The 26,160-nt window shown below is 65.1% G+C and carries 23 protein-coding genes; 8 read left to right on the top strand and 15 right to left on the bottom strand.

The genetic code is table 11. The features are described 5' to 3' along the window. Positions 1 to 420: 420 nt before the first annotated feature. Both uvrB and coaE read right to left on the bottom strand, forming a co-directional pair. Positions 421 to 2,520, bottom strand: a complete 2,100-nt coding sequence (uvrB, locus tag AC1DIM_RS07795; protein ID WP_477709925.1) for an excinuclease ABC subunit UvrB — start codon at positions 2,518 to 2,520, stop codon at positions 421 to 423. A 64-nt stretch (positions 2,521 to 2,584) separates the two neighbouring features. After that, the gene (gene coaE / locus AC1DIM_RS07790; RefSeq protein WP_477709924.1) at positions 2,585 to 3,814 is read right to left on the bottom strand and encodes a dephospho-CoA kinase; all 1,230 of its coding nucleotides are present in this window, start codon (positions 3,812 to 3,814) and stop codon (positions 2,585 to 2,587) included. 43 nt (positions 3,815 to 3,857) lie between these two features. On the opposite strand from coaE, the gene AC1DIM_RS07785 reads away from it, so the two are divergent. Both AC1DIM_RS07785 and AC1DIM_RS07780 read left to right on the top strand, forming a co-directional pair. Beyond that, positions 3,858 to 4,547, top strand: a complete 690-nt coding sequence (locus tag AC1DIM_RS07785; RefSeq protein WP_477709923.1) for an IMPACT family protein — start codon at positions 3,858 to 3,860, stop codon at positions 4,545 to 4,547. Beyond that, positions 4,531 to 5,043 carry a GNAT family N-acetyltransferase gene (locus tag AC1DIM_RS07780; protein ID WP_477709922.1) on the top strand — a complete coding sequence of 171 codons (513 nt, stop codon included), beginning with the start codon at positions 4,531 to 4,533 and terminating at the stop codon, positions 5,041 to 5,043. The genes AC1DIM_RS07785 and AC1DIM_RS07780 overlap by 17 nt, the downstream gene beginning before the upstream one ends. A gap of 136 nt (positions 5,044 to 5,179) precedes the next feature. On the opposite strand, the gene rpsA is transcribed toward AC1DIM_RS07780, so the two are convergent. The 4 genes from rpsA to polA form a co-directional block, all read right to left on the bottom strand. Continuing rightward, complete coding sequence (gene rpsA, locus AC1DIM_RS07775; RefSeq protein WP_190989028.1) at positions 5,180 to 6,658, bottom strand: 30S ribosomal protein S1; 1,479 nt, start codon at positions 6,656 to 6,658, stop codon at positions 5,180 to 5,182. 187 nt (positions 6,659 to 6,845) lie between these two features. Next, positions 6,846 to 7,784, bottom strand: coding sequence for a polysaccharide deacetylase family protein (locus tag AC1DIM_RS07770; protein WP_477709921.1), 939 nt, complete (start codon positions 7,782 to 7,784; stop codon positions 6,846 to 6,848). A 28-nt stretch (positions 7,785 to 7,812) separates the two neighbouring features. Then, positions 7,813 to 9,096: a GNAT family N-acetyltransferase gene (locus AC1DIM_RS07765; RefSeq protein WP_477709932.1), complete on the bottom strand. Its 1,284-nt coding sequence runs from the start codon at positions 9,094 to 9,096 to the stop codon at positions 7,813 to 7,815. A 92-nt stretch (positions 9,097 to 9,188) separates the two neighbouring features. Then, the gene (gene polA / locus AC1DIM_RS07760) at positions 9,189 to 11,831 is read right to left on the bottom strand and encodes a DNA polymerase I (protein WP_477709931.1); all 2,643 of its coding nucleotides are present in this window, start codon (positions 11,829 to 11,831) and stop codon (positions 9,189 to 9,191) included. 196 nt (positions 11,832 to 12,027) lie between these two features. On the opposite strand from polA, the gene AC1DIM_RS07755 reads away from it, so the two are divergent. Further along, entirely contained in the window at positions 12,028 to 12,501 is a 474-nt protein-coding gene (locus tag AC1DIM_RS07755; RefSeq protein WP_477709920.1) for a hotdog fold thioesterase, read from the top strand. Here the strand turns inward: AC1DIM_RS07755 and AC1DIM_RS07750 are convergent. The 6 genes from AC1DIM_RS07750 to AC1DIM_RS07725 all read right to left on the bottom strand — a co-directional run bounded on the left by AC1DIM_RS07750 (position 12,490) and on the right by AC1DIM_RS07725 (position 17,948). Next, positions 12,490 to 13,050, bottom strand: coding sequence for a dihydrofolate reductase family protein (locus tag AC1DIM_RS07750; protein WP_477709919.1), 561 nt, complete (start codon positions 13,048 to 13,050; stop codon positions 12,490 to 12,492). The two genes, AC1DIM_RS07755 and AC1DIM_RS07750, sit on opposite strands and share 12 nt — an antisense overlap. Before the next feature lie 43 nt (positions 13,051 to 13,093). After that, positions 13,094 to 13,315, bottom strand: coding sequence for a hypothetical protein (locus tag AC1DIM_RS07745; RefSeq protein ID WP_477709918.1), 222 nt, complete (start codon positions 13,313 to 13,315; stop codon positions 13,094 to 13,096). After that, complete coding sequence (locus AC1DIM_RS07740) at positions 13,312 to 14,529, bottom strand: inorganic phosphate transporter (RefSeq protein WP_477709917.1); 1,218 nt, start codon at positions 14,527 to 14,529, stop codon at positions 13,312 to 13,314. The genes AC1DIM_RS07745 and AC1DIM_RS07740 overlap by 4 nt, the downstream gene beginning before the upstream one ends. 153 nt (positions 14,530 to 14,682) lie before the next feature. After that, positions 14,683 to 15,192, bottom strand: coding sequence for an HAD domain-containing protein (locus tag AC1DIM_RS07735; protein ID WP_477709916.1), 510 nt, complete (start codon positions 15,190 to 15,192; stop codon positions 14,683 to 14,685). Positions 15,193 to 15,367: 175 nt separating this feature from the next. Beyond that, entirely contained in the window at positions 15,368 to 16,618 is a 1,251-nt protein-coding gene (locus AC1DIM_RS07730) for an FAD-dependent oxidoreductase (RefSeq protein WP_477709915.1), read from the bottom strand. Further along, on the bottom strand, positions 16,611 to 17,948 hold the full coding sequence (locus AC1DIM_RS07725; RefSeq protein ID WP_477709914.1) for an MFS transporter: 1,338 nt from the start codon (positions 17,946 to 17,948) through the stop codon (positions 16,611 to 16,613). The genes AC1DIM_RS07730 and AC1DIM_RS07725 overlap by 8 nt, the downstream gene beginning before the upstream one ends. 111 nt (positions 17,949 to 18,059) lie before the next feature. On the opposite strand from AC1DIM_RS07725, the gene AC1DIM_RS07720 reads away from it, so the two are divergent. The 4 genes from AC1DIM_RS07720 to AC1DIM_RS07705 all read left to right on the top strand — a co-directional run bounded on the left by AC1DIM_RS07720 (position 18,060) and on the right by AC1DIM_RS07705 (position 21,668). Continuing rightward, positions 18,060 to 18,842, top strand: a complete 783-nt coding sequence (locus tag AC1DIM_RS07720; RefSeq protein ID WP_477709930.1) for an IclR family transcriptional regulator — start codon at positions 18,060 to 18,062, stop codon at positions 18,840 to 18,842. A gap of 116 nt (positions 18,843 to 18,958) precedes the next feature. Then, positions 18,959 to 20,092 (top strand): cupin domain-containing protein, encoded by a 1,134-nt coding sequence (locus AC1DIM_RS07715; protein WP_477709913.1) that lies wholly within the window; start codon positions 18,959 to 18,961, stop codon positions 20,090 to 20,092. Next, positions 20,089 to 20,910, top strand: coding sequence for a fumarylacetoacetate hydrolase family protein (locus AC1DIM_RS07710; RefSeq protein WP_477709912.1), 822 nt, complete (start codon positions 20,089 to 20,091; stop codon positions 20,908 to 20,910). The genes AC1DIM_RS07715 and AC1DIM_RS07710 overlap by 4 nt, the downstream gene beginning before the upstream one ends. Further along, positions 20,910 to 21,668 carry a maleylpyruvate isomerase family mycothiol-dependent enzyme gene (locus AC1DIM_RS07705; RefSeq protein ID WP_477709911.1) on the top strand — a complete coding sequence of 253 codons (759 nt, stop codon included), beginning with the start codon at positions 20,910 to 20,912 and terminating at the stop codon, positions 21,666 to 21,668. The genes AC1DIM_RS07710 and AC1DIM_RS07705 overlap by 1 nt, the downstream gene beginning before the upstream one ends. Before the next feature lie 1,105 nt (positions 21,669 to 22,773). Here AC1DIM_RS07705 and AC1DIM_RS07700 read toward each other — a convergent pair. Both AC1DIM_RS07700 and AC1DIM_RS07695 read right to left on the bottom strand, forming a co-directional pair. Then, positions 22,774 to 23,205, bottom strand: coding sequence for a VOC family protein (locus AC1DIM_RS07700; protein ID WP_477709910.1), 432 nt, complete (start codon positions 23,203 to 23,205; stop codon positions 22,774 to 22,776). 102 nt (positions 23,206 to 23,307) lie between these two features. After that, complete coding sequence (locus tag AC1DIM_RS07695; protein ID WP_477709909.1) at positions 23,308 to 24,369, bottom strand: hypothetical protein; 1,062 nt, start codon at positions 24,367 to 24,369, stop codon at positions 23,308 to 23,310. Between the two features lie 61 nt (positions 24,370 to 24,430). Here AC1DIM_RS07695 and AC1DIM_RS07690 point away from each other — a divergent pair, with 61 nt between their 5' ends. Then, positions 24,431 to 25,051, top strand: a complete 621-nt coding sequence (locus AC1DIM_RS07690; protein WP_477709908.1) for an L-threonylcarbamoyladenylate synthase — start codon at positions 24,431 to 24,433, stop codon at positions 25,049 to 25,051. A gap of 15 nt (positions 25,052 to 25,066) precedes the next feature. On the opposite strand, the gene ligD is transcribed toward AC1DIM_RS07690, so the two are convergent. Then, positions 25,067 to 26,089 carry a non-homologous end-joining DNA ligase gene (gene ligD, locus AC1DIM_RS07685; RefSeq protein ID WP_477709907.1) on the bottom strand — a complete coding sequence of 341 codons (1,023 nt, stop codon included), beginning with the start codon at positions 26,087 to 26,089 and terminating at the stop codon, positions 25,067 to 25,069. Positions 26,090 to 26,160 lie beyond the last annotated feature (71 nt).

The raw sequence follows: 26,160 nt of genomic DNA, 5'->3' as shown, positions 1-26,160 counted from the left end.
GAACGACGTTGACAGCGACAAGCCGGCGGCACACCATTCGGCCAGCCGGAAAGCCCCCGCCAGTTCCGGGATTCAAGGAGGTGCACCAACCTAAAACCACTTCACAACCCCGGCCGGCGGTGAGACGCTGGAACCGACGAAGGGCCGGATCAGACGCCGCCGCAGCTATGGCGGACGCTCACGCGTTACGCCGCGCCTAGCTTGGCGCCCGGCCCTTCGCCCCCCGGCCGCAGCCCGAACGACGCCAGATGACCCGGAGAATTGCCCCGAGGTCGGATAAGTCAGCGTGGGCGCGGACCCGGAACCACGCCGGTCCAGCCAAAAAACCGCCAGCCGCCAAACCCCTCCGAGCGCCGCCGGCCCGCCCCCAGGCGCCGCACCGCTGTGCCCGGACGCGGCCTTGACACGACCTATAGCCAGCTAGGCGTGGCCGGCCGCCTGCATCTGGCGGAGTTCCTTCTTCAATTCACTGACTTCGTCGCGGATCCTCGCGGCAACTTCGAACTGCAGTTCGGCAGCGGCGCCGTGCATTTGTTCAGTCAGCTGCTCGATCAGGCCAACGAGGTCTTCGGCCGGGGCCGCGGCAAGGCCGTCCTTGCGGACCTGGGCTGCGCCCTTTGCCGCAGATTTCCCCCGCTTGGCGCCCTTGGCCAGGCGGTTGTTATTGAGCAGCTCCTGGGTATCGGCGTCTTCCTTGGCCAGTTGGTCGGTGATGTCGGCGATCTTCTTCCGCAGCGGCTGCGGATCGATGCCCCGTTCGGTGTTGTAGGCAACCTGGATGGCACGCCGCCTGTTGGTCTCGTCGATGGCGTGGGCCATGGAGTCGGTGATGCGATCCGCGTACATGTGCACCTGGCCCGAAACGTTTCGTGCGGCGCGTCCGATGGTCTGGATCAGCGACGTGGAGGACCGCAGGAAGCCCTCCTTGTCAGCGTCCAGGATGCTCACCAGCGAGACCTCCGGCAGGTCGAGGCCTTCTCGGAGCAGGTTGATGCCCACCAGGACATCAAAGACGCCCATCCGGAGCTCGCGGAGCAGTTCCACGCGGCGGAGGGTATCGACGTCGGAGTGCAGGTACTCCACCTTGATGCCGTGGCCCAGCAGGTAGTCGGTGAGGTCCTCCGCCATCCGCTTGGTGAGCGTGGTGACCAGGACACGTTCGTTCTTGGCCGTCCGGGTCTTGATCTCACCGAGGAGGTCATCGATCTGGCCCTTGGTGGGTTTGACCACCACTTCGGGATCGATCAGGCCGGTGGGCCGGATGATCTGCTGCACGAAACCGTCAGCCTTGCCCAGCTCGTACTTGCCGGGAGTGGCGGAGAGGTAGACGGTCTGGCCCACGCGGTCGAGGAATTCATCCCACTTGAGGGGACGGTTATCCATAGCGGATGGCAGCCGGAAGCCGAAGTCCACCAGGTTCCGCTTACGGGACATGTCGCCCTCGTACATGGCACCGATCTGCGGCACAGTCACGTGGGATTCATCGATGACCAGCAGGAAGTCGTCCGGGAAGTAGTCGATGAGGCAGTGCGGAGCGGTCCCGCGGGCGCGGCCGTCAATGTGCGAGGAGTAGTTCTCGATGCCGTTGCAAAAGCCCATCTGCTGCATCATTTCGAGATCGTAGGTGGTGCGCATCCGGAGCCGCTGGGCCTCCACCAGTTTGTTCTGGCTTTCCAGCTCCTGCAGCCGTTCGGCGAGTTCGTCCTCGATCCGCGTGATGGCCCGCGCCATCCGCTCGGGACCGGCCACGTAGTGCGAGGCCGGGAAGACGTACATTTCCTCTTCGTCCCGGATCACTTCGCCGGTCAGCGGGTGGAGGGTGTGGATGTTTTCGATCTCATCTCCGAAGAATTCGATCCGGATGGCCAGTTCCTCGTACATCGGAATGATTTCCACGGTATCGCCACGGACCCGGAAGGTACCGCGGTGGAAGTCCATGTCGTTGCGCGCGTACTGCATGGAGACGAATTTCCGGAGCAGGTCGTCGCGGTTCATCTCGGCCCCCTTGCGGAGCGTGACCATCCCCGCGATGTACTCCTCCGGGGTGCCCAGGCCGTAGATGCAGGACACGGTGGCAACCACGATGACGTCGCGCCGGGTCAGCAGGGCATTCGTGGCGGAGTGGCGGAGCCGCTCGACTTCCTCGTTGATGGAGGAGTCCTTCTCGATGAAGGTGTCCGTCTGCGCGACGTAGGCCTCGGGCTGGTAGTAGTCGTAGTAGGAGACGAAGTACTCTACGGCGTTGTTGGGCAGCAGTTCCCGGAATTCGTTGGCGAGCTGCGCGGCGAGGGTCTTGTTCTGCACCATCACCAGGGTGGGCCGCTGGACCTGTTCGATGAGCCAGGCCGTGGTGGCGCTTTTGCCGGTACCGGTGGCACCGAGCAGGACAACATCCTTTTCGCCGTTCTTGATGCGCTCCGTCAGTTCGGTGATGGCGGCGGGCTGGTCACCGGCAGGCTGGAATTCACTGATGACCTCAAACGGGGCCACAAAACGGTTGATCTCCTGCGCAAGGCTCATGCATCTAATCTACAACCGGGGACAGACAGCCAAGCCGGTATCCGTTACAGGCGAACAATCCGGTTCAGGGGCGGAGACGTCCGGAAACGTACGATGGCGGCCGCCAGCCTGAGTGCGCAGCCCACTCATCCATGCGCGGCCACGCAAACTCCGTGAACCACGGCTCCTTCGCCTCAGCGTAGGCGTGGGTACCCCTGGTGCCGGCAAAGTGTTCGGTCAGGGCGCGTTTATGCTCAGCATATAAGGCGGCGGCTTCGGGGTCGCTCCTGAGCCAGTCGCGGAACAGCAGGGCGTAGCGCCAGCCGGACGATCCGGCCGGCCTGACGTGCACGTTCACGGCACGGCCAGGGTCCGCGTTGGCGTGGAATCGCTTCTCCCATTCCGCCCGGTCCGGCGCGGCCGGCTTCGGGGTGTCGAAGTTGGCCCCCGGCACGGCCGGGAAGCCAGCCATTGCCAGCACCGGCGCTATCCTGTCGGCGACGTCAAGGCACGCCACCGTGACTTGCAGGTCGATCACGTCTTTGGCTGCCAGCCCCGGCACCGCCGTGGAGCCAATATGGTCAACGGAAAGAATGTCATCGGGTGCTGCGGCCATGATCCGGGCGCCGAGCCGCGCAGCCTGGGCCACCCAATCCGCCTGCGGCGCAGACAAGACGGCTGAGCCTGCCCTCGCCGCCCTGACACCGCGCCGGACATTGTCCGCGAACGGCACCAGCCGGTCGGCCCAGAGCTTGTCCACGTCCGCCAGCAGCTCGTCCAGGGAACCGACATTGTCGAGGACCACGTCCGCGGCTGCCAGCCGGTCGGCACGCGTCGCCTGCGCCGCCATACGTGCCGAAGCCGCCTCCCGGGTCATACCGCGGTGGCTGAGCATGCGGGCGATCCGGACGTCGTCGGGCGCATCCACCACCAGCACCAAATGGAAATTGCTGCCCTGTCCCGTCTCCACGAGCAGCGGGATGTCCTGGACCACAACGGCACCGACCGGAGCTGTGGCAATGATGCCGGCCGCCGCCTCGCGGACCAGCGGATGGACGATGCCATTGAGCACGGACAACTGAGTGGGGTTGCCGAAGACCACAGCTCCCAGCCTGGCGCGATCAAGCCTGCCGCTGGCGTCGAGCAACTCCGAGCCGAAAGCCTCTACTACCCGGGCCAATCCGGGTGTGCCGGGCTCAACCACGTCCCGGGCCAACGCGTCAGCATCCACCAGCACAGCGCCCAACTCCGCCAGGCGCGAGGCCACCACGGACTTCCCGGAGGCGATACCGCCTGTCAAACCGATCTTCAGCACGCCACCCAGCCTACCCAACCACCGATACGAATAGACTTGGGCGGTGCAAGAGCAAGAGAGCCGGGCGACCTCCTACACCACCCTTGCAGCAGGACCCGACTTCCGGCACGAGATCGAGATCAAACGGTCCAGATTCATTACCGTGCTGCGCCGCGCCGAAAGCGAGGACGCCGCCAGGGACCTGGTGGCAGGGTTGCGGCGCGAATTCCATGATGCACGCCATCACTGTTCGGCTTTTGTCCTGGGCCCGGACCGCGGCCTCCAGCGGTCCAACGATGACGGCGAACCGTCCGGCACGGCCGGGATCCCCATGCTGGACGCCATCCTCAAGCGGGAAACCACACCGGGAGTGGCTGACCTCAGCGACGTCAGCGCCGTCGTCGTGCGCTATTTCGGCGGCATCCTGTTGGGGGCCGGCGGCCTGGTGCGTGCGTATTCAGAGTCGGTTTCGGCGGCTATCGAACGCGCGCCCCTTGTCGGGCGTCGCCGGCTCCGGATCTGCACAGCCTCAGTACCGCACGCCGCGGCCGGCCGGCTGGAGAATGATCTGCGGGCTGCGAAATTTGTTATGGCGGAAACCAGTTACGGCGCCCTGGACACTGTCCTGCGCGTGGCCGTCACCGATGAACCCGGGGAGATTGCCGCGGCCGCTGAGCGTGTCCTGTCCCTTACCGCAGGGACGGCGGAACTGCTGCCCGGCGGGACGGAGTGGATCGATGCCCCACTCCCCTGAAGTAGGACTGGCCGACGTCGACGAACCCATGGTGGGGCTGCTCCTGGTCCTGGCACAGCAGGACGCTGCACCGGACGAGGTCACGCCGCCGCTTGGCAACGGGGCCGGATGGAACGCGAACCGGATCGAGTGGTTCGTTGCCTACCACCGGGCGGCGTCGGCCGGCCTGGACGGGCCGGCGGGCGAGAAGAGCTGGGCCGTGTTGTTCGATGGAAGCCCCGCGGGTTCAATCCGGCTGAAACGAACGGTGGACCACAGCACCGCGGAGACAGGTATCTGGCTCGGAGGGAGGTACCGGGGCCGGGGCATCGGTACTGGCGCCCTGCAACTGGTCCTCGCAGAGGCTGGCCGGGCCGGGCTACGGCGCGTCGTGGCCCAAACTACGGCAGGGAACGCCGGCGCCCAAGGCCTCCTCACCGCGGCGGGCGCGGTCCTGACTTACGACGACGGTGGCGGGGTGAGTGCCGTCGTCGTACTTTCACATGGCTCGCCGTAGGAGCACCGAAACGCACGTTTGGCAGCGTTAACTGCCTGCCGATGACGGCTTAAGCGCATTGGGACTTAAACACAGCGGGCCCCTGCGTTCGCAGGGGCCCGCTGTGTTGGCCCGGAAAGTCCCGGGCCGGTGGCAATTAGTTGCCGGTCAGCTTCTCGCGCAGAGCAGCAAGAGCCTCGTCGGATGCAAGCGTGCCTGCACCGGCGTTGGACTCAGCAGCAGGCTCCGAGGAGTAGCTGGTGGTGCCGGAATCGCTGTCACCGGACGTTGCAGCTGCAGCGTCATCGGCAGCGTGCTGGGCAACCTGCTTCTTGTGGGCTTCCCATTTGGTCTGGGCGTCAGCGTACTGCTGCTCCCAGGCCGCGCGCTGGTTCTCGTAGCCCTCAAGCCACTCGTTGGACTCCGGGTCGAAGCCCTCCGGGTACTTGTAGTTGCCCTCTTCGTCGTACTCAGCGGCCATGCCGTAGAGAGCCGGATCGAATTCTGTGCTGTCGGCGTCGACGCCCTCGTTGGCCTGCTTGAGGGACAGCGAGATGCGGCGGCGTTCCAGGTCGATGTCGATGACCTTGACGAACAGCTCGTCGCCAACGGAGACAACCTGCTCGGCCAGYTCAACGTGGCGGACAGCCAGYTCGGAGATGTGMACGAGGCCTTCGATGCCGTCTTCGACGCGAACGAACGCACCGAACGGAACCAGCTTGGTGACCTTACCCGGAACAACCTGSCCGAGGGCGTGGGTGCGGGCGAAGGTCTGCCACGGRTCTTCCTGCGTRGCCTTGAGCGACAGGGAGACGCGCTCGCGGTCCAGGTCCACCTCGAGAACCTCGACGGTGACTTCCTGGCCAACTTCGACAACCTCGGACGGGTGGTCGATGTGCTTCCAGGACAGCTCGGAAACGTGAACCAGGCCGTCTACGCCGCCCAGGTCCACGAAGGCACCGAAGTTGACGATGGAGGAAACGACGCCGGGACGGACCTGGCCCTTTTCCAGCTTGTTGAGGAACGTGGAACGGACCTCGGACTGGGTCTGCTCGAGCCATGCACGGCGGGAGAGGACCACGTTGTTGCGGTTCTTGTCCAGCTCGATGATCTTGGCTTCGATCTGCTGRCCGATGTACGGAGCMAGGTCGCGSACRCGGCGCATCTCGACGAGGGATGCGGGCAGGAAGCCGCGCAGACCGATGTCGAGGATAAGACCACCCTTGACAACCTCGATGACGGTACCGGTGACAACACCGTCTTCTTCCTTGACCTTCTCGATGTCGCCCCAGGCACGCTCGTACTGAGCACGCTTCTTGGAGAGGATCAGGCGGCCTTCTTTGTCTTCCTTGGTGAGCACCAGGGCTTCGACCTGATCGCCAACGGAGACAACGTCTCCGGGATCAACGTCGTGCTTGATGGACAGCTCGCGGGAGGGGATGACACCTTCGGTCTTGTAACCGATGTCGAGCAGAACTTCATCGCGGTCGACCTTGACGACGGTACCTTCGACGAGGTCTCCGTCGTTGAAGTACTTAATCGTGGCGTCGACTGCTGCGAGGAAGTCCTCAGCGGTACCGATGTCGTTAATCGCGACTACGGGGGTACCGGGCTTCTCGGTGGAGGTGATGGTCATGTAGTAGGGGCTCCGTTGTGGATAGTTAGTTGGTCAGGCCAACCACTGCATCCGCGTCATGGAACGCAGGCACAGATTGCGGCTGATCACGGAGATCCGCCGGGTCATCCTGATTTTGTGGATTCTAGAAACGCGCACGTAGCATGCGCCCACTCAGTCTAGTCGCAGCGGCTAAGACGGGTCAAAGTCAGGGCAGGTCATAATGCAGGACCGCCCCCAGTTTTGCAAACGTTGCACCTTGGCCCAGGAGCCGGGGCAGGGCCTGGGCAAGCCCGGCGGCGGTGCCGCTGCCAGGCTTGTTGAAGTGGGCAATCACGATATCCCCATTCCGGGCCTTGCCGACCTCCGCCGCCACGGTGGACGGTGCAAACGTGGCACCGCCGTCACCATTGATGGAAAAATTTACGGGCACGACGCCCAGACGGTGCGTAATGGCGGCCGCGACTTCGTCGTAATACGCCGTTCCGGGCCGGAAGAACCCCGGAGCGTGGCCGATGACGTCCTGGAGGACAGCCTGGTTCCCCATGACCTCGTCATAGACCTGCCCTACGTCCGTTGTTCCTGCGATGCCGTAGGCAGACTTCCCGCTAACGGATAGCGGACGATGCTGGAATCCATGGTTTGCGAGTTCAAAAAGGGGGTCTCGGGCCAACTCAGCCGTCAGCGCCGGGTTTGCCTGGATCCACCGTTCGTTGAGGAACAGGGTGGCCGGCACATTGAGCTTCCGCAAGGTGGTCAGCAGTTGGTGATCGCACCCGGTGCCGCCCGGGCCTCCGCAGGCATCGAGCGTCAGCGCTATGTCCCGGGCCCCGGACTTGCCCACGGTGCCAGTAACCTGCAGCCCCCACTCGCGGGGTTTGCGCGATCCGAATTCAGCAATTATCTGTTGCTTCGTCAGTGGCGTGGGACGGAAGGGCTCATCCGTAGGGGCTTCGGCCGGGGCCGTAGGTGAAGCCGCGGCGGCGACCGGATCCACCAGGATCGATGCCGCCGGCGTTGAGAGCCCCTCCTCGTGCGCCGCGTCGGCGGTCGCCATGGACCCCCAGACTGCTACGGATGCCAAACCGGCCATTCCGAGCAGCAAAGACCGGCGGCCGGGCATTTCCGGCCCTTGAATATCCCTCACTGATGGTCCCTCGACGACGCAGGGGCCCCTAGAAATGGGTCAGGCAGTGGGCGGAGCGCTCGACGGCTAACATCCCACGGGCCTGGAGCGACGCGTCCTGCCTGTGTTCGCGGATTCGCCCAGCAGCCGTCAGTGTAACCGGACAGACCGCACCCAGATAAATTGATGACAGTGCAGAAACATCCAGTGTCAGGTCCGGATCAGCGTCAACGCGTTCGACGGCGGCCTCACCGCCACTGACTGCGAGGGCGAAGGTTCCTGCCGTCAGGCCAAGGGGGTCAAGGACCTCAAGCACCAGCCGGCCGTCCACCGGATAGCGCCGCGCTTCTAAAGCCTGCACCACGTCCAGGATGCGGAGCCACAGCATGTCCCTGCTGTCTGACGAGTCGATGCAGCGGGGATCGGCCAGTGCCCAGGTGAGGGGGTCATCCAGCGGCGCTTCCTCCCACGTGATCCGTTCGACAAGATCAATGGCGCCGAGAAACTGCCAGAGCTCCAAGTAAGCCGCGTGGGTGGCCGCCACCAGATCCACCACGTGCATGGTGTGCGGCTCGGTGTCCCAGCCCAGGAATTTGTAGGACACGTAGCCGTCCACGGCACCGTCCGGGCCGTAGTGCAGCGCCACTTTGACTGCCGGGTCTTCTTTGCCGTCCCGGCCCAGGGAACCGGAAGCCAGCTGCCGGTACCATTCCTGGCGGCCGATGGACCCGGGAGTGAGTCGGTGCACGCGGTCAAAAATTTCCGGCGAGACCTCCAGCAGCACCTTCGGCTCGGCAATGTCCACGCTGCCAACAACCTGGTGGTTGAGCCGGAACCGTGCGGTGGTATCAACTTTGACAGTGCGCTCAAAGCTGGCCACGCCGTAGCCGAAGCGTCCGTAAATTGATCCTTCAGACGCGGTGAGGGCGGCCATACCCAGGCCGTCAGCCTTGGCCAGCGCCATGTCCTCCGACATCATGCGCCGCAGCAGGCCGCGGCGGCGATGTGACGTCCGAACGGTCACGGCGGTGACCATGTGGGTCTCCAACATCCTGCCGAAGCCAACGTTTAGTGTTTTGCGCAGCGTGCCGAAGGTGGCCACCGGAATGTCCGCAGCCAGGGCCCCGGGCGCAATGTCCTGCGTTTGGTACGCGCCGGTCAGGATCCGCTGGTCTGCACGGTAGGTCTCCAGGGACTTGGCGACGTGTTCGGGTGTCCGGGCGGATTCGTGGAAGCCGAAGGAGACTGCCTTGACCCATCTTTCCGCTTCCGGGTAGCCCGGCTCCCCTTCGACGGCGGCGCCGAAACGCCGGATTTCATAGTCATCGCTCAGTTCAGGCACAACGCCGAGCCTAACCAATGACTCCCCCTGCTGGCCAGCAGGAACCCGCCGACCGCTCCCCCACTGCGCCCCGCGCTCCCGTGCTAATGGCCGGCGTCGTACCAGCTGGGCCCAACGCCGATCTGGACGTCCAGCGGCACGCTGAGGTCGGCCGCCGAACCCATTTGCTCGGTGACCAGCTTCTCCACCGCTTCCCGTTCCCCGGGCGCGACTTCAAGGACCAGTTCGTCGTGAACCTGCAGGAGCATCCGCGATTTAAGGCCCTGGGCGGCCAGCTCAGCCTGCACTCCCAGCATGGCTCGTTTGATGATGTCCGCGGCCGAGCCCTGGATGGGTGAGTTCAGGGCGATGCGCTCAGCGTTTTCGCGCAGCTGCCGGTCAGTGCTGGTGAGATCCGGGAGGTAGCGGCGCCGGCCTTCGATGGTAGCCGTGAAGCCGTCAATGCGGGCCTGGTCCACAACACCGCGGAGGTAGTCCCGCACGGCGCCGAACCGATCGAAGTAGTCCTTCATGAGCGTGCGGGCCTCGTCCACGGAAATTTCCAGCTGCTTGGACAGCCCGAAGGAGGTCAACCCGTAAGCGAGCCCGTAGGACATGGCCTTGACCTTGGAGCGCATGGCACTGGTGACCTGGTCCGTGGGCACGTGGAAGATGTTGGAGCCCACAAAACGGTGAAGGTCTTCGCCGTCCCGGTACGCCTGGATGAGGCCGGCATCCCCGGACAGGTGCGCCATGATGCGCATTTCGATCTGCGAGTAATCCGCGGACAGAAGGCATTCATAGCCATCGCTGACCACGAAGATACCGCGGACCCGCCGGCCTTCCTCGCTGCGGATGGGGATGTTCTGCAGGTTGGGGTTGTTGGAGGAGATCCGGCCCGTCGCAGCGACATTCTGCGCATAGGTGGTGTGGATCCGGCCGTCTTCCGTGACGGACTTCTTGAGCGACTCCAGCATCTGGCGCAGCTTCGAGGATTCCCGGTGCGCCATCAGCTGGACCAGGAATTCATGACCGGTCTTCTCCAGCAGGCTCTTGAGCGAGGCGGCATCGGTGGTGTAGCCGGACTTGATCTTCTTGGTCTTGGGCAGCTGAAGCTCGTCGAAGAGGACGGTCTGCAGCTGTTTGGGCGATCCGAGGTTAACCTCGTGGCCGATGGCGGCGAAGGCCAACTCCTGGGCGTTGTCGATGACCTTGGCCAGGTCAGCGAGCTGCTCCTCCATGCGCTGCATGTCGACGGCGATTCCGGCGGCTTCCATGTCGGCCAGGACACGGCTGACGGGCAGCTCAAGCGTGGTGAGCAGGTCGCCGGCCTTCCGTTCGATCAGCTCCGATTCGAAGTGCCGGCTGAGGGCCTGCACCACTGCCGCTGCCTGAACCAGGGCGTCCGCAGCCGCGGTGTCGTCGCCGTCGAACGCCAGCTCAAGCTGCCCCGCCTTGGACGTCTCGGCCGAGATGCTGACGTTGAGGTGGTGCTGGGCCAGTTCGGCCAGCTCATAGGTCCGGCGGTCAGGCTGGATCAGGTAGCCGGAAATCGAAGTGTCATCCACCACGCCTTCCAAGCCAAGGCCGCGGCTGGAGAGGGCCTTGAGGGCTGCCTTGTAGCCGTGCATGACCTTCGGAGAGGCAGGATCCCGCAGCCAGTCCGCCAGGATGTTTTCGGCTTCAGCGTCCTGGGTGGCCAGGTCAATGTAAGCGGCGGCGTGGTCATGGACGATGGCGATGGCTGCGGCGTCTTCGCCGATCCTGCCCGGCACAAGGTCCACGGCGACTGCCGAGCGTATCCCGGCTCCGGCGGCAAGGAAGGCCCCGAGTTCGGCTGCGTCGGCGGGTGTCACATACTCCGGGATGTCCACACTTTCCCGTTCGGCCGGTTCCAGGTCCTCGGTACCGTAGAGGGCGAACAACCGGGCACGAATGGTCTTGAACTCAAGCTCGTCGAACAACTGCTCAAGAGCGGCCTCGTCCGGCCGCGGGTCCGCGAGGTCCTGCAGCGTCACTGGAAGCTCCAGATCCGTGTGCAGCCTGTTGAGGCGCCGGTTGCGCTTGACGTCCTCGACGTTCTCACGGAGGGAAACGCCCACCTTGCCGCCGATGGCGTCCAGGTTTGCAAGGACGCCTTCGAGGCCGCCGTACAGGTTGATCCACTTTGCCGCGGTCTTGGGCCCGACGCCAGGGACGCCGGGGAGGTTATCGGCAGTCTCCCCCACGAGCGCGGCGAGGTCCGAGTACTGCGGCGGGGTCACGAAGTACTTTTCCTGGATGGCCGCCGCGTCCATGCGCGGGATGTCGCTGACGCCCTTCCGCGGGTAAAGCACAAAGACGTTCTCGGTGATGAGCTGGAAGGCGTCACGGTCCCCTGAAACCAGGAGCACCTCGTAGCCGGCCTTTTCACCCATGGCGGCAAGGGTGGCCAGGATGTCGTCAGCTTCGTAGCCGGGCATCTTGATGGTGGTGATGCCCCAGGCCTGCATGACCTTGTCAATCAGGTCGATCTGGCCGCTCATCTCGCGCGGCGTTTCGTTGCGGCCGCCCTTGTATTCGCTGTATTCGGCTTTGCGGTGAGTGGTTTCATCCGAAACATCGAAGGCAACGGCGACGTGCGTGGGCTTTTGTTCCTTGATCAGGTTGATCAGCATGGACGTGAAGCCGTGGATCGCGTTGGTGTGCTGGCCGTTGGCGGTGGAGAATTTGTCCGCCGGCAGGGCAAAGAAAGCACGGAAAGCCATCGAGTGCCCGTCCAACACGAGCAGGCGTGGCTGGTCGGTCAGGGGGATAACGGGAGCTTCGGTGGCGGAAACCCGGCCCCCGGCCGACGGCGGGACGCTGATGCCCTGCAGGGCGGCGTCTGCGTCAAGCACAGCGGTTTCAGACGGGAAAGGGGCCGGTTTGGTAGTTTCACTCACAGGTGCCAGCCTAGTTCCCATGATGGACAATTTCACGCCCGGCCCCTTCACTGAGGAATTAGTCACAGCGGGCGTCCCGGAGCACCTTCATGACTGGCTCGGCCCGTTCGGCATCGGCGCCCTGGTGGTCAAGATGGGGATCCACTTCCTGGAGATGAGCCCGGAACGGACCGTGGCCACCATGCCGGTGGACGGCAACACCCAGGTGGCCGGCATCCTGCACGGCGGCGCGCACGTGGTCCTCGCTGAAACGCTCGGTTCCTTCGCCGCCGGAATGCACGCGGGAACGGGCCGGCACGCCTTGGGCATCGAAGTCAGCGCCACGCATCACCGCGCCATTGCGGCAGGCACCGTGACAGGGACCTGCACCGCAATCCATCTGGGCCGCACGTTGACAACGCATGAGATTGTGATGACCGACGAACAGGGCCGGCGCCTCTCGACAGCCCGCATCACCAACATGCTGCGGGACAACTCACCTTCAGACGGCTGACTGCTCCCGGGAACCGAAACTGTAGCGCAGCTCAACGATCCCCCGGCCCAAGGTGCGGGACCCCGTCAACTCAAGCGGCGGCGTCGGGCCTTCCACAGGCAGCAGGCGCTTGCCGTCACCCAGCACCACGGGGATGACGGACAGGATGATGTCGTCCAGTCGGCCGGCGGTAGCGAACTGCGCGGCGAGGTTGCCGCCGCCCACCACCCAGACGTTCTTTGTGCCGGCATCGGCGAGGAAGTCTGAGATGAACTCCTGAACGGGGCCGCGGACGAACGTCACGTCCGAACCCGGCGGGGCCGCGAATTCATGATGGGTGAAAACGTAGCAGGGCGTGGTGGCGTACGGCCATTTCCCTGGCTCATGCTCCATCAGCCAGGCGAACGTTTCGCCGCCCATCACAAGGCAGCCGACCTCGCCTATAAAGGAATCGTAGCTTTCCTGGCCGCCCTCAAAACCGTCAAATTCAAGCAGCCAGGTGAGATCATCCTTGGCTGTGGCGATGAAGCCGTCGAGGGAGGCCGCGACAAAATACTGGATCCTGGACATGGACCCAGCGTAGCCGGGCCGGCGCAGGGTGGCTAAGGGACGCTTACCTGCTGAAGTACGGGATGATCAGGTACAGGCCGAACAGGACAGCGACCCCGCAGAGGCCGAAACAGATGTTGGCAAAGGCGCGCTTACTGCGGGGTGAGGTCTGCCGGGCGTCCCCGGCAATTGCCGTGAGCCGGACGCCCAGCGAATACAGGACCACTACGGTCACGGCGGCCACGAGGGTTGCGCCGCCCACGGTCAGGAGTTCCAACCACTTCATCGCTGTGTATCCTTACGCTGGTTCGCCCTGGCGCGTGCACGGGCCAGGGCTTTCTTTTTGGCGAAGCGGACGGCCTGCCCTGCCTCCTCGACCTCCACGGCGTTGTGGTGGCTCACATGGGACTTCCGGGAAAAGACGAACATAAAGATCACGGCTGCTGTGCCGGCGACGGCGGCGATCACCAGGCCTGCGACCCCCGTCTTCACGAGCAACGCCGTCAGCGCGCCCACGATGCCGGCGGCCGGCAGGGTGAACAGCCAGCCGAGGGCAATCTTGCCCACCATGTTCCAGCGCACTGTGGTGCCCCTCCGCCCCATCCCCGACCCGATGACGGAGCCGGAGGCCACCTGCGTAGTGGAGAGGGCGAAGCCCAGGTGCGAAGATGCCAGGATGGCAGCTGCGGTACTCGTCTCGGCCGCGAAGCCCTGGGCCGGCTTGACCTCGGTAAGGCCGGAGCCCATGGTGCGGATAATGCGCCAGCCGCCTGAGTAGGTGCCAATCGCGATCGCCAAGGCGCAGGCAGTGATGACCCAGAGCTGGGGGCCGGACCCCGGGGCCTGCGTGCCCGCGGAAATCAGCACCAGGGTGATGATGCCCATAGTCTTCTGGGCGTCGTTGGTGCCGTGGGCCAGGGCAACGAGGCTGGATGTGAAGATCTGGCCGGTGCGGAAACCGCCGCGCTTCTGGGTGAGCTTGCTGCCGGTTTCGGGGTCGTGGCGGGCCGTCAGTGCGTAGGCCAGCCTAGTGCAAATGTAAGCGACAATCCCGGCAATCAGCGGCGCGAAGACGGCCGGCAGGATGACCTTCTGAAGGAGGGTCTCCAGATTCACGGAACTGAAGCCGATCCCTGCGATGGCTGCGCCGATCAGGCCGCCGAACAGCGCGTGGGAGGAACTCGACGGCAGGCCCTTCAGCCAGGTGATCATGTTCCACAGGATGGCACCCATCAGGCCGGCGAAGATGATCTCCGGGGTGATCAGGACGCCGTCGGATCCTTCCCGGATAATGCCGCCGGAAACTGTCTTGGCAACTTCCGTGGAGAGGAAAGCACCCACGAGGTTCAGGATTGCGGCCAGAGTCACGGCGGTCTTCGGTTTAATCGCACCGGTGGCGATGGGCGTGGCCATCGCGTTGGCGGTGTCATGGAACCCGTTCGTGAAGTCGAAAAATAGTGCCAGTCCGATGACCAGCGCCACCATTAAGGTGATATCCACCTGTTGCCCAATCTGCAGAGTCGACGTTCAGCAGTTCCTTAGCCCCCGCCTGCCGTGCCCAGCATAATTCACTTGAAGTTCATGGGAAGCGACCTGCGGTGTTAACAGGACCGGCTTGAAACCCTACCGATCGTACGCGCCCGCGGCATGACGTCAAAACACGGGTTCGCCGAGGAAAGCGCTGACGGCGCCCAGCTCGGCGGGCGAAATTCCGCGGCGCGGGTCGGGCGAGATGGCAAGGATCCGCGCCCCGAGGATGGCTGCCCACGCTTGGGCGTCATGCTCATACCGGAGCTGGTCGTCAATCCACACGATCCCGTTCGGGGTGGTGGCGGCAACATCCTCTTGGAGGGCGGCAAGCTTCCACCAGCCCTCCCCCGCGCCGACACCCCCGGCTCCCAGCCAGGGCCACCGGCCGCCGGCCAGTCCGATGGCCGGGCAGAGGTACTGGGGAGCCATGTCCTCCCAGCTGGTCAACCAGACGCAGCGCAGGCCGGGGAGCCGGGCAAGACCGTTCAGTCCGCTAACCAGCTCTGCGGAGTACGCAACTTCGAGCATGCCGGCGTTTGCGAGGTTCCACTCGGTGCCCCACGGGGTGCTGCCAGTGGCTCCAAACGGGCACACGACGCCGTCGACGTCCAAATACATGGTGACATTCAGCAAGGGGCTCCCCCTTCATCAAAGCCCCTTGCCGGCCATGCCAGGCCAGCCGTCAGATACCTGACCTGCCCTTAAACGCAGCAGGGGCTGCACGCATCAATGGTCGCATTGCGTGCAGCCCCTGCTCAAGGACTCAGTGCCGTCCTGCCGGCCCGGCTCAACTCAGCTTCAGCTCAGCTCAGACAGAGAGCGTCGCCGGCTGAGCAGCCTCGCGGCGCTCCGGCGTGCCGGGCTGGTCCTGGCCGTACAGCCAGTCGTTGTACTGGAAATCCCCGTCCTTGCGGCTCTTGAACAGCAGGTTCCGCAGCGTCCGGGCCAGGCCGGAGACATGCCAGGATTCGCCCCAGACGCGCGCGGTCCGCTGGACCTTGGCGGTGCGGCCGGCACGGATGCCGTTGAATTCCTTGATGGCTGTGTCCCAGGCCTTGGGGTTGACGCCTTCAGAGGTAAAGACCGTTCCGTTGGTGGCGTCCTGCAGCACGGCAGCGTCTTCGAGGGCCTGGCATGCACCCTGCGCGAGGTACTGCAGCATCGGGTGCGCGGCATCGCCCATCAGGACCATACGGCCGGCAACCCAGTTTTCAATCGGGTTGCGGTCGTACATGGGCCAGCGGATGCCCGTGGCCAGGTTCTTGAGGGCTTCCTGAACGGCCGGAACACAGTCCTTGTAGGCTGCCTCGAGCTCGTCCACTCCACCGTACTGCTCAACGCCCGCTTCGAAGGACGGCGACCTGAAGACGGCTACGGTGTTCAGGAGTTCGCCCTTGCGCAGTGGGTACTGCACCAGGTGGCAGTCCGGTCCGAGGTAGACGATGACATCTTCAAGGTCAGCCTTGGGGGTGTTCTCGGTGATCGGCACCGTGCCGCGGTAGGCGACGTAGGCCGAGGAAACGGGCTCGTCGTTAGCCACGAGGGGGCGGAGGGTGGACCGGAGACCGTCGGCGCCGATCACCACGTCAGCTTCGTAGTCAACGCCTGCGGCGGTGTGTGCCACGCCGCGGCCGTTAACGGTCTCAACGCTTTCAACCATGACGTCGTTGACGAGCTTCACGCCCGCAGCCTCACAGCCCTCGAGCAGGACACGGTGCAGGTCGCTGCGGTGGATGACGACGTAAGGGGCGCCGTAGCGCTCCTCGAATTCCCCGCCGAGAGTCTGGCGGGTGAGCTCCTCGCCGGTGACTGCATCGCGGAAAACCAGGTGCTTGGGCCGGACACCGATCTCAAGGGCCTTTTCCAAGAGGCCCCAGCGCTGAAGCACGCGGGAAGCGTTAGGAGCCATCTGCAGCCCCGCGCCCACCTCGCCGAATTCAGGAGCCCTTTCCACAAGGGTCACATTGGCCCCGTTTTCACGCAGCGCGAGGGCTCCGGCCAGCCCGGCCATTCCTCCTCCGATGACCAGGACATCAGTGGATGTGGCGTGCTCAGACATTGTTTGCTCCTTGGGATGTTGCGAGTTTTGACTTGAGTTTGATGCCGACGGCGGTCAGCAGGACCGCGGCGATGGCGGCTGCACCGGCGAAGGCCAGGAAGTTGGAATTGACGCCCAGCCCGGCAGCCAGCAGGAGGCCACCGATCTGGGGAGCTGCGACGGCCCCGATGCGGCCGGTCCCGAGCGCCCAGCCAAGCGCCGTTCCCCGGAGGTGTCCGGGATAGTGGCTCGCCACTGCGGCGATGATGAGGCACTGCGTGCCGTGGGTCCCGACGCCGGCGAGGACCAGCATGAGATACACGACGGTCACTGGYGGCCCGGTAACCAGGACCATCAGCGCGACGGCGGCGACGCCGGCCGCGGCGATGGCAGTGGGTACCGGCCCGAATCGGGTTCCGGCCCAGGCGGTGATCACCGAACCGGCCACCGCCCCCAGGTTCAGCGCAAGGGCGAAGGTCAGTGCAGAACCCAGGTTGTAACCGGAAAGCTGCATGAGGTTCGGCAGCCAGGTGCCCAGCCCGTACCAAGCAAACAGTGTGGCGATCGTTGCCACGGCGAACAGAAGGCTGATGCCCAGGTACGGGGCCCGGAGCAGGGAGGAGAAACCTGCGGGCTGCATGTGTGCTTTGTTCTTGCCGGCCGCCTTACGGGCTGCTTTTTCCGCGGCGCTGGCCGGCGCCAGGGTCTCCGGAAGGTATTTCAGCCCCAGCGGCACCACAACCAGGAGGGCCAGGACGGCCACAAGGAACATAGATTCCCAGCCAAAAGCGGGAATGAGCTGGATCCCCACGAGGGCGGCAATGGATCCGCCGATCGGGACACCGGACATCATCAGGGTGGCGATGATGGACCGCCATTTGGCCGGGACAAGTTCTGCAACGAGTGCGTTCGCGGAAGGAACGAGGCCGCCGAGTCCAATACCCGCCAGGAGTCGGAGGACGCCGAAGATGGCCGCACTGGGAGCGAATGCACAGAGCACGGTGAAGACCGAGAAGACGACAGCGCAGCCGAGGATGGTGCGGCGGCGGCCCCACGAGTCGGCCATGCGGCCGGCGAAGATCGCCCCGATCATCATGCCGACGAAGGCCATGGAGCCGATGGTTCCGGCGGTGGCCTTGGTCAGGCCCCAGCCGGTCTCGGAGATGAGGGAGGACTGGACGGTGCCGTACACGATGAGGTCATACCCATCGAAGACCACCAGAAGCCAGCAGACGAGGACGGCCGCGGCCGACCCTTTGGAGAACCGCGCGACAGGACCGTCGGCGGGAGTCAGGCCGGGAGCCTCCGGCGAAGGCCGTTGCGGCTCTGCAGCGGGGAGTGTGTGATTCATCCCACTACTGTCATGGCACCCCGAGGTGAACCACAATACAATTCTGATGTGCAGAACAACCCCACGTCACGGCCCGCGTCCAAGCCGGCTGCCAGGTCAGGCCGGAAGCCGATGCAGAAGCGGCCCACGTACTCCATCGAAGCGGTCGATAACGCTTTGCTGCTGCTGCAGTTGCTGCGCGACGGCGGGAAGTTGCGTCTCAAGGACGCCGCCGAAGAGCTGGGCGTCGCCCCATCCACCGCCCACCGCCTGCTGGCCATGCTGGTCTACAGGGGTTTTGCGATCCAGGATGAGACCCGCCGGTACGTTCCCGGTCCTGCCATGGGGGTTGGTCCGGCGGGACTGAGCTGGTCCCGGCTGCTCCGCTCGCTGGCCCAGCCGCACATGGAGCTGCTCTCCGCGCAGCTGAACGAGACCGTCAACCTCATGGTGCGGGTGGGAACAAAGGTGCGTTTCCTGGCCACAGTGGAGGGAAATAATGTGTTGCGGATTGGCGACAGGCAGGGGACGGTGATGCCGGCCGACAAAACTTCCGGCGGCAAGGTCATGCTCGCGGAGCTCGAAGCCCCGATGATTGAGCAGCTCTTCCGCAGTAGCAACGCCGAAATCGGCGGGGACACCATTCCCGTCGAGGAGTACCCGGCATTCCTGCGGGAGCTCGAGTCCATCCGCGCCAACGGCTTCGCCGCTAATTTCGAAGGCACCGAGGATGGCGTGAGCGCTTTGGGGATGGCCCTGCATAACCGGCACGGCCACGTAGTGGGCGCGCTCAGCGTCGCCACTCCGGCCACGCGTTTCCGCAAGGTCTTCGACGCGGGCCTCGTCCCCGCCCTGCGGGAAACCTGCCGGCAGTTGGAGATCGACATTGCCGCCAATCCTGCCGATGCGGACTGAGCTGAGCGCAAACCCCAGGCACTAATTCTGACTGGCAGAATATGTTGGGGGTCACAAGGCGGCATCCGTAGAGTCTGACTACGCAGAAATAGTGTTTGACCTTAAAGGAGGCCGACGTGTCCATCAGCGCCGAGAACACGACCCATGAATCAGTGGCCGCGGGGCACACAGTCCCGGAGCCGACGCCTGAAGAGGCGGCTCAGCTTGCAAAGCTGTACAAGGATTTTGACCGGGAAAACCTGATCCCGTTGTGGACGCAGATCGCGGACCTGATGCCGATGGTCCCGTCACCCAAGGCTGTCCCGCACGTTTGGCGGTGGAGTGACCTGTACCCGCTCGCTGCCCGTGCCGGTGATCTGGTTCCCGTGGGCCGCGGCGGGGAACGCCGCGCCATCGCCCTGGCCAATCCGGGCCTGGCCGGGACCGCTTATGCGACCCCGACGCTGTGGGCCGCCATCCAGTACCTCGGCGCCCGTGAAACCGCCCCGGAACACCGCCACTCCCAGAACGCCTTCCGCTTCGTGGTCGAGGGCGAGGGCGTCTGGACGGTCGTTAACGGGGATCCGGTCCGGATGTCCCGTGGCGATTTCCTGCTGACCCCGGGCTGGAACTTCCACGGCCACCACAACGACACCGACGAGCCGATGGCTTGGATCGACGGCCTGGACATCCCGTTCGTGCACTACGCCGACGCCGGGTTCTTCGAGTTCGGCACCGAACGCGTCACCGACGAAGCGACCCCGGACATCTCCCGCTCCGAGAGGCTCTGGGCCCACCCCGGCCTGCGCCCCCTTTCGGGCCTGGACGACACCACCAGTTCCCCCATCGCTGCGTACCGGTGGGAGTACACCGACCGGGCCCTGCGCGAGCAGTTGCTCCTCGAAGATGAGGGCCACCCGGCCACCGTCTCCCAAGGCCACGCAGCCGTCCGCTACACCAACCCGACCACCGGCGGGGACGTAATGCCCACCATCCGGGCGGAATTCCACCGTTTCCGGGCTGGCGCGTCCACCGAACCCCTGCATGAGGTCGGCTCCAGCGTGTGGCAGGTCTTCGAAGGCCGTGGCAGCGTAGTCCTGAACGGCGAAACCAGGACCCTGGATAAAGGCGACCTGTTCGTGGTCCCGTCCTGGGCTGAATGGTCCCTGCAGGCAGAGACGGAGTTTGATCTGTTCCGATTCAGCGACGCCCCCATCTTTGAACGGCTGAACTTTACCCGCACCTATACCGAAGGACGCAAGAACGCATGAAACTTCTCACCCTCCGCACTGAAAACGGCAGCAAGGCTGTCCGCCAGGACGGCGACACCCTCACCGAGATCGACGGGTTCTCCGACGTCGGGGCGCTCCTGACGGACGTTGCCTGGGAGTCCATCGCCGCCGCAGCCAACGGTGCAACGCACCCCCTCGAAGGCGCCGACCTCGAGGCTGTTGTCCCGTTCCCGGGCAAGATCATCTGCGTGGGCCACAACTACCGCAACCACATCAAGGAAATGGGCCGGGAAGTTCCCCAGTACCCCACCCTGTTCGCCAAGTACCAGGAATCCCTGATCGGCCCGAACGATGACCTGGCCCTGCCGCAGGAATCGGACACCGTCGACTGGGAGTCCGAACTCGCCGTCGTCATCGGCAAGAAGGGCCGCCGGATCAGCGAAGCCGACGCCGCGGACCACATCGCCGGCTACGCCGTCCTGAACGACGTGTCCATGCGCGACTACCAGTTCCGCACCATCCAGTGGCTGCAGGGCAAGACCTGGGAGAACTCGACCCCGTTCGGCCCCGCTCTGGTCACCAAGGACGAGTTCAGCGGCGGCCTCATGACCACCGCGGTCGACGGCGAGATCCAGCAGCAGACGCCCACCAACGACGTCGTCTTCACGCCGGAATTCCTGGTCTCCTACATCTCCACCATCATCACGCTGAACCCCGGTGATGTGATCGCTACCGGCACCCCCGGCGGTGTGGGCCACGCGCAGGATCCGAAGCGCTACCTGCAGGAGGGCCAGCTCCTGGTCACCACCATCGAGGGCCTGGGCCAGCTGAACAACCGCGTGGTCAAGGAATCCTGATGGTCGCACGCCACGACCAAACGTCGGACCCGCGGCTGCTCGAATCGCTGCTGCAGGCCCGGCGTGGGACCGCGTTCTTCGCGCGCAAGCTCAATGAGCTTTCCGACGCGGACCTCGACGGCCCGTCGTTGCTGCCGGGCTGGACCCGCCGCCATGTGACCGCGCACATCGGCTACAACGCGCGGGCCATCGCGCGGCTTATTGAGTGGGCCGCGACCGGGGTGGAAACACCCATGTATGCGTCCACGGAGATCAGGGACCACGAAATCAATTTCGGGGCCACCCTGCCTCCGATCGCGTTGCGGCACCTCTTTGACCACTCAGCAGTGCACCTGAATGTCGAATGGCGCGACCTCCCTGCGGACTCCTGGCATCACAAGGTGAAGACCGCCCAGGGACGGATTGTCCCTGCTGAGGAAACAGTCTGGATGCGCACCCGCGAGGTTTGGACGCACGCCGTGGACCTGGACAACGGCGCCACCTTCGCCGACATCCCCGCATCGGTGCTCGAACGCCTCCTCAACGACATCACTGGCGCGTGGAAGACCCGCGGCACCGACACCGGGCTGCTGGTCCGGGTCACTGGCCAGCTGCCGGAGCTTGAATTCGGCAGCGCCGGTCCGGACGCTCCCCTGGTGGTCTCCGGTCCGCTTGCGGGAGTGGCCCGATGGGCGACCGGCAGGGGTACCGACGGCGTCACCGCCACCCGGGACGGAGCAAACCTGGACACCGTTCCAGCTGCTCCGAAATGGATCTAGGACCCTGCAGTAACAGCTAAGGCCCCCTCAACCGAGGGGGCCTTACCTGTTGTGCCTGCCTTCCCGCCCGCCCAGACAACCAGGTTTAGGAGGATTCCGCCTGGCTGGGCCTAAAGCCCCTCGCTCCCCCACGGATCCCCGCTTAGCCTCGGATCATGGACCAGGAACCACTACGCCGGGCCATCACGTGGCTCGCAGGGTCCCCCGAGCCGGCGGTGCGGCGGGCAGCCCACCGTGAGTTCCTCGACACACCCTGGCCGGGCGGCCCGGTGACCGGCGGCACCATCGTGTCCTCGTTGCTGTCCGGCCAGCAGGCCGACGGCAGCTTCCTCGTCCACCCTTACCGGAAATGGACCGGAGCCCACTGGCGGCTCGTCTCGCTCGTGGACCTCGGCATCACAGAGGCAGACGCTCCTTTGCTTCTTCCGGCAGCGCGGACCGTGCTGGACTGGCTGCACAGCGATCAGCACCGAAGCCAAATCCTCACCATCGACGGCCTGACCCGCCGCTGCGCATCCCAGGAAGGCAACGCCCTCTACGTCTGCAGCCGACTGGGGATGACGGCAGATCCGCGGGTCACCCAGCTGGCGCACGACCTCACAACGTGGCAGTGGCCTGACGGCGGCTGGAATTGCGACGTACACGCAAGCGGCCGCCGGTCCTCGTTCCATGAAACGCTGCCTGCCGCCAAGGGGCTGCACGAATTCTGGCGGGCCACGGGGAGTTTGGCGGCCCGGACCAGCGCGGAGCGTGCGGCCGAATTGCTGCTCGAGCACCGGCTGTTCAAATCCCGCTCAACCGGCCGGACCATCGACCATCTCTGGGTCAAGCTCCGGTATCCGGAGTTCTGGCACTACGGCATCCTCCCCGCCCTGCTTTTCTTGGCCAGGATGGGGCTGGGCGGTGATCCCCGGACCGATGACGCGGCCGACATCCTGCGACAAAAGATGCTTCCCGACGGCCGGTGGCCGGTCGAGGGTGCCTGGTGGCGCCCGTCGGGGGCAACCTGCCAGGCTGACGTGACTGATTGGGGCCGGGAGGGTCCCAACCAGTTCGTCACCCTCAGCGCCGTACGTATCCTGACCGCTGGTAGAACACTCCCCGGCTACGACGCGGGAGCCGCCCCTGCGCCGTTGACGTTGACCAGCCAGGCGGTGCCGAAGCGGTCAGTGCACATGCCAAAGACATCGCCCCAGGGTGCGGGCTCCAGCGGGACGGTCACGGTGCCGCCGTCGCCGGCCAGTTTGTCCCAGTAGCCGCGGAGTTCGGCCTCGTCATCGCCGCTGAGCGAGACCGAAATGGTGCTGCCGGGCGAGTAGTCCATGCTGTTGGGAGTGTCAGCCCCCATCAGGACCAGGCCACCGGTGGTGGTCAGCATGCCATGCATGATCTTGTCTTTTTCGGCAGGATCTTCGCTTGCATGGAATTCCCCGAACGTGCTGAGGGCCAGGTCGCCGCCGAAGACGGAGTGGTAGAAGGTCATGGCCTCCCGGGCGTTGTCACGGAAACCAAGGTAGGGATTGAGGGTCGTGGGCATGGCCGGTTCTCCTTGAAGACTGGACGAAAGGGTGTTGGAACAGTCCCCATCCTGCCGCAATTGCAGCCGCGTTTACAGAGTGCTTTTTGGCACCGCAAGGGACTAATCCACGTGATGCCAGGACCGGTCGTGAGATGCGCGATGCCATGACTGCCGCGGGCCCTTCCACTCGCGGGCCATATCCGTGAGCCAGATGGTGCTGTCCGGGTCCCATCCCGCGATGACTGTCGCCGTGTCCGCGCCGACCGGAAGCGCGCGCCCTGCGCCGTTGAGATAGCCGAGGACCGTCAGATGCACGGCGTCCCACTCCTCGGCCACACGTTCCCAGTCGGGGATCACCCATCGCCCATTGCGGCCGGTCGTACGGAACCAGTCATGGCGCCGGGAGGCCGTGACGTCGAGCGGAAATTCACTGCACAACGATGTCCAGTCCTGGGGGCTTCGGACCTCCAGTGTCCGGCCCGCACCGCGGACAGGAATCGTCGTGGCAACCTCCCAGCCGAGCGAGTCCTCCACGAGGTTTAAACCGGCCGGAAGGCGCCCTACAGTTCGGAGGGGGCCGGGCGGAACGGACCACCAGCCTCCGGAGACGGGAGCGTACGGGTCGGTGGGGAGTTCATGCACCGCTCGTTCCTCCGCGTCGCGTACCCGCGCCACCCATTCGGCCAGAGTTGGCTGTGGAACTTTCAACGGGGCCAGGTCCTCCGCCGTCCGCCAGTCGATGGCCCACTGCTCCACGCCCCGGCCCGCCTCCCACCACTGCACTCCCGGTGCGCTAAGGATCTGCTCAGCCAGAGGCGCGAGGGCCGCACGGATCACCGGCAGTCCTGCAAGCACGTCCTCGCCGTCGGGCTCCTGCCAGTACCTTGCGGAATCAACCGATCGCTCAAGGGCCTCCTGCATCAACGAATCCTCAAGCCCGGTTATATCCAAGGAACCCAGCCCAGCTGCCACCCCCTCAGGTGACGGACTGAACGGGGGATCTCCGGCGTCGTCCGGGGAAGCTGCGGTCAGCAGCACCCGGGAGGTTCCGCGGCCGGAATCGAGGTCGTATCCAAGCTGGAAGACCATCAGCCTGATGTCAGGGTCCAACTCCATCGCCAACTCGAGGCACAKCCGCCGGCCCCGAGGCCCCTCCAGAAGTGATTCCCCATCAAGCGTCATGAGCCCATCCTTGCACCCCATCTGATGCACTAATCGGCTGCCGGGACGTAGGCTCAGGAGCATGGCCCGATACTTTGATGTTCACCCCCACGATCCCCAGCCCCGCGCGATCATGCAGGCCGTCAAGATGCTGCTCGACGGCGGGCTGATCGCCTACCCCACGGACTCCTGCTACGCGCTGGGCGCGCAACTGGGCAACAAGGACGCGCTGGACAGGATCCGCGCCATCCGCAAGCTTGATGCCAAGCACCACTTCACGCTGGTGTGCAAGGACTTCGCCCAGCTGGGCCAGTTCGTGAACATCGGCAACGACGTGTTCCGCAGCATCAAGGCCGTCACCCCCGGCAGCTACACGTTCATCCTGCCCGCCACCAAGGAGGTTCCGCGCCGGCTGCTACACCCCAAGAAAAAGACCGTAGGCGTGCGCATCCCGGACAACCGGGTGGTTCAGGCCCTGCTGGCTGAGCTGGGCGAACCCATCCTCTCCAGTACTCTTTTGCTGCCCGACGAAGAGGATCCGTTGACGCAGGGGTGGGAGATCAAGGAGCGGCTGGACCATGAGGTGGACGCCGTGATTGATGCCGGCGACTGCGGGTCGGAGCCCACCACGGTGGTTGATTTCTCCAGCGGCGTGGCTGAGGTGGTGCGCCGCGGCGCGGGAGATCCGTCCCGGTTCGAATAGGCGGGCCCGCCGGACTTAGTCCGGTTTGCGGGCCCGGCTGGGCTGCACCCGGGGCGGCTCGCCCGGCATCTTCGGATAGTCGGGCGGGAAGGGCAGCTCGCCGAGCCCGGACTTAACATCGCGGTCCCACCAGCCCAGCAGTGTGTCAAGGGTGCCGGGGTTCGCGTTCATCTCCGCCCAGGGATCGCCCACGGTCTTCAGCCGGTCCGGGACCGTGAGGATGGTGAAGTCTTTCGGGCTGATGCTTTCCAGTTCGTCCCAGGTGATGGGACAGGACACGGGTGCGTGGGCCAGTGCACGGGGACTGTACGCGCCGGCGATGGTCCGGTCGCGGTTGGCCTGATTGAAATCCAGGAACACCTTCTCGCCCCGCTCCTCCTTCCACCAGGCCGTGGTGACTTTCTCAGGCATGCGCCGTTCCAGCTCGCGGCATGCGGCGATCACGGCGTGACGGACCTCCAGGAATTCGTGCGTCGGAGTGATCGGCGCGTAGACGTGAAGCCCGCGGTTGCCGGAGGTCTTGATGAAGCACTCCAGGCCTCCCTCCGCCAGCACCTCCTTCAGCGCCAGCGCGGCGGGAACGGCGTCGTCGAAGTCCGTGCCCGGCTGGGGGTCAAGGTCGATCCGGAGCTGGTCCGGGTTGTCCGTGTTCTCCGCACGCGAGGGCCACGGATGGAACACCACCGTGTTCATCTGGACGGCCCAGACCGCGGCGGCAGGCTCGTCCAACACCAACATGGGATGCGAACGTGCGCTCGGGAAAGTTACCTTGACCGAGCGGACAAAATCCGGGGTTCCCCTGGGCGGGTTTTTGGAAAAGAACTGCTCGCCCTCGACGTTGTCCGAGTACCGCTGCAAGGCAACGGGCCGGTCGCCGTTGGCAGCGATGAATGCTTCCCCAACCGCAACCGTGTAGCGAACCAGGTCAAGCTTGGTCAGTCCCAGCTCAGGCCACAGCACCCGGCTGGGGCTGGAAATGCGCATCTCGCGCTCGCCGCTCGGGCCCGGGAATGTGATGGTAGTCTGTTCGCTCGCCATGGGGACAACCTACCCTGCACCGCCCGCCGCGTCAGCACCCGGCGCGCGCGGCCGCTGCTGATCCGGCATCA

This window comes from Pseudarthrobacter sp. 01T43 (assembly GCF_056398665.1).
Note: the sequence above shows the minus strand (reverse complement) of the source record. Positions and strands in the feature narration are given on the sequence as shown.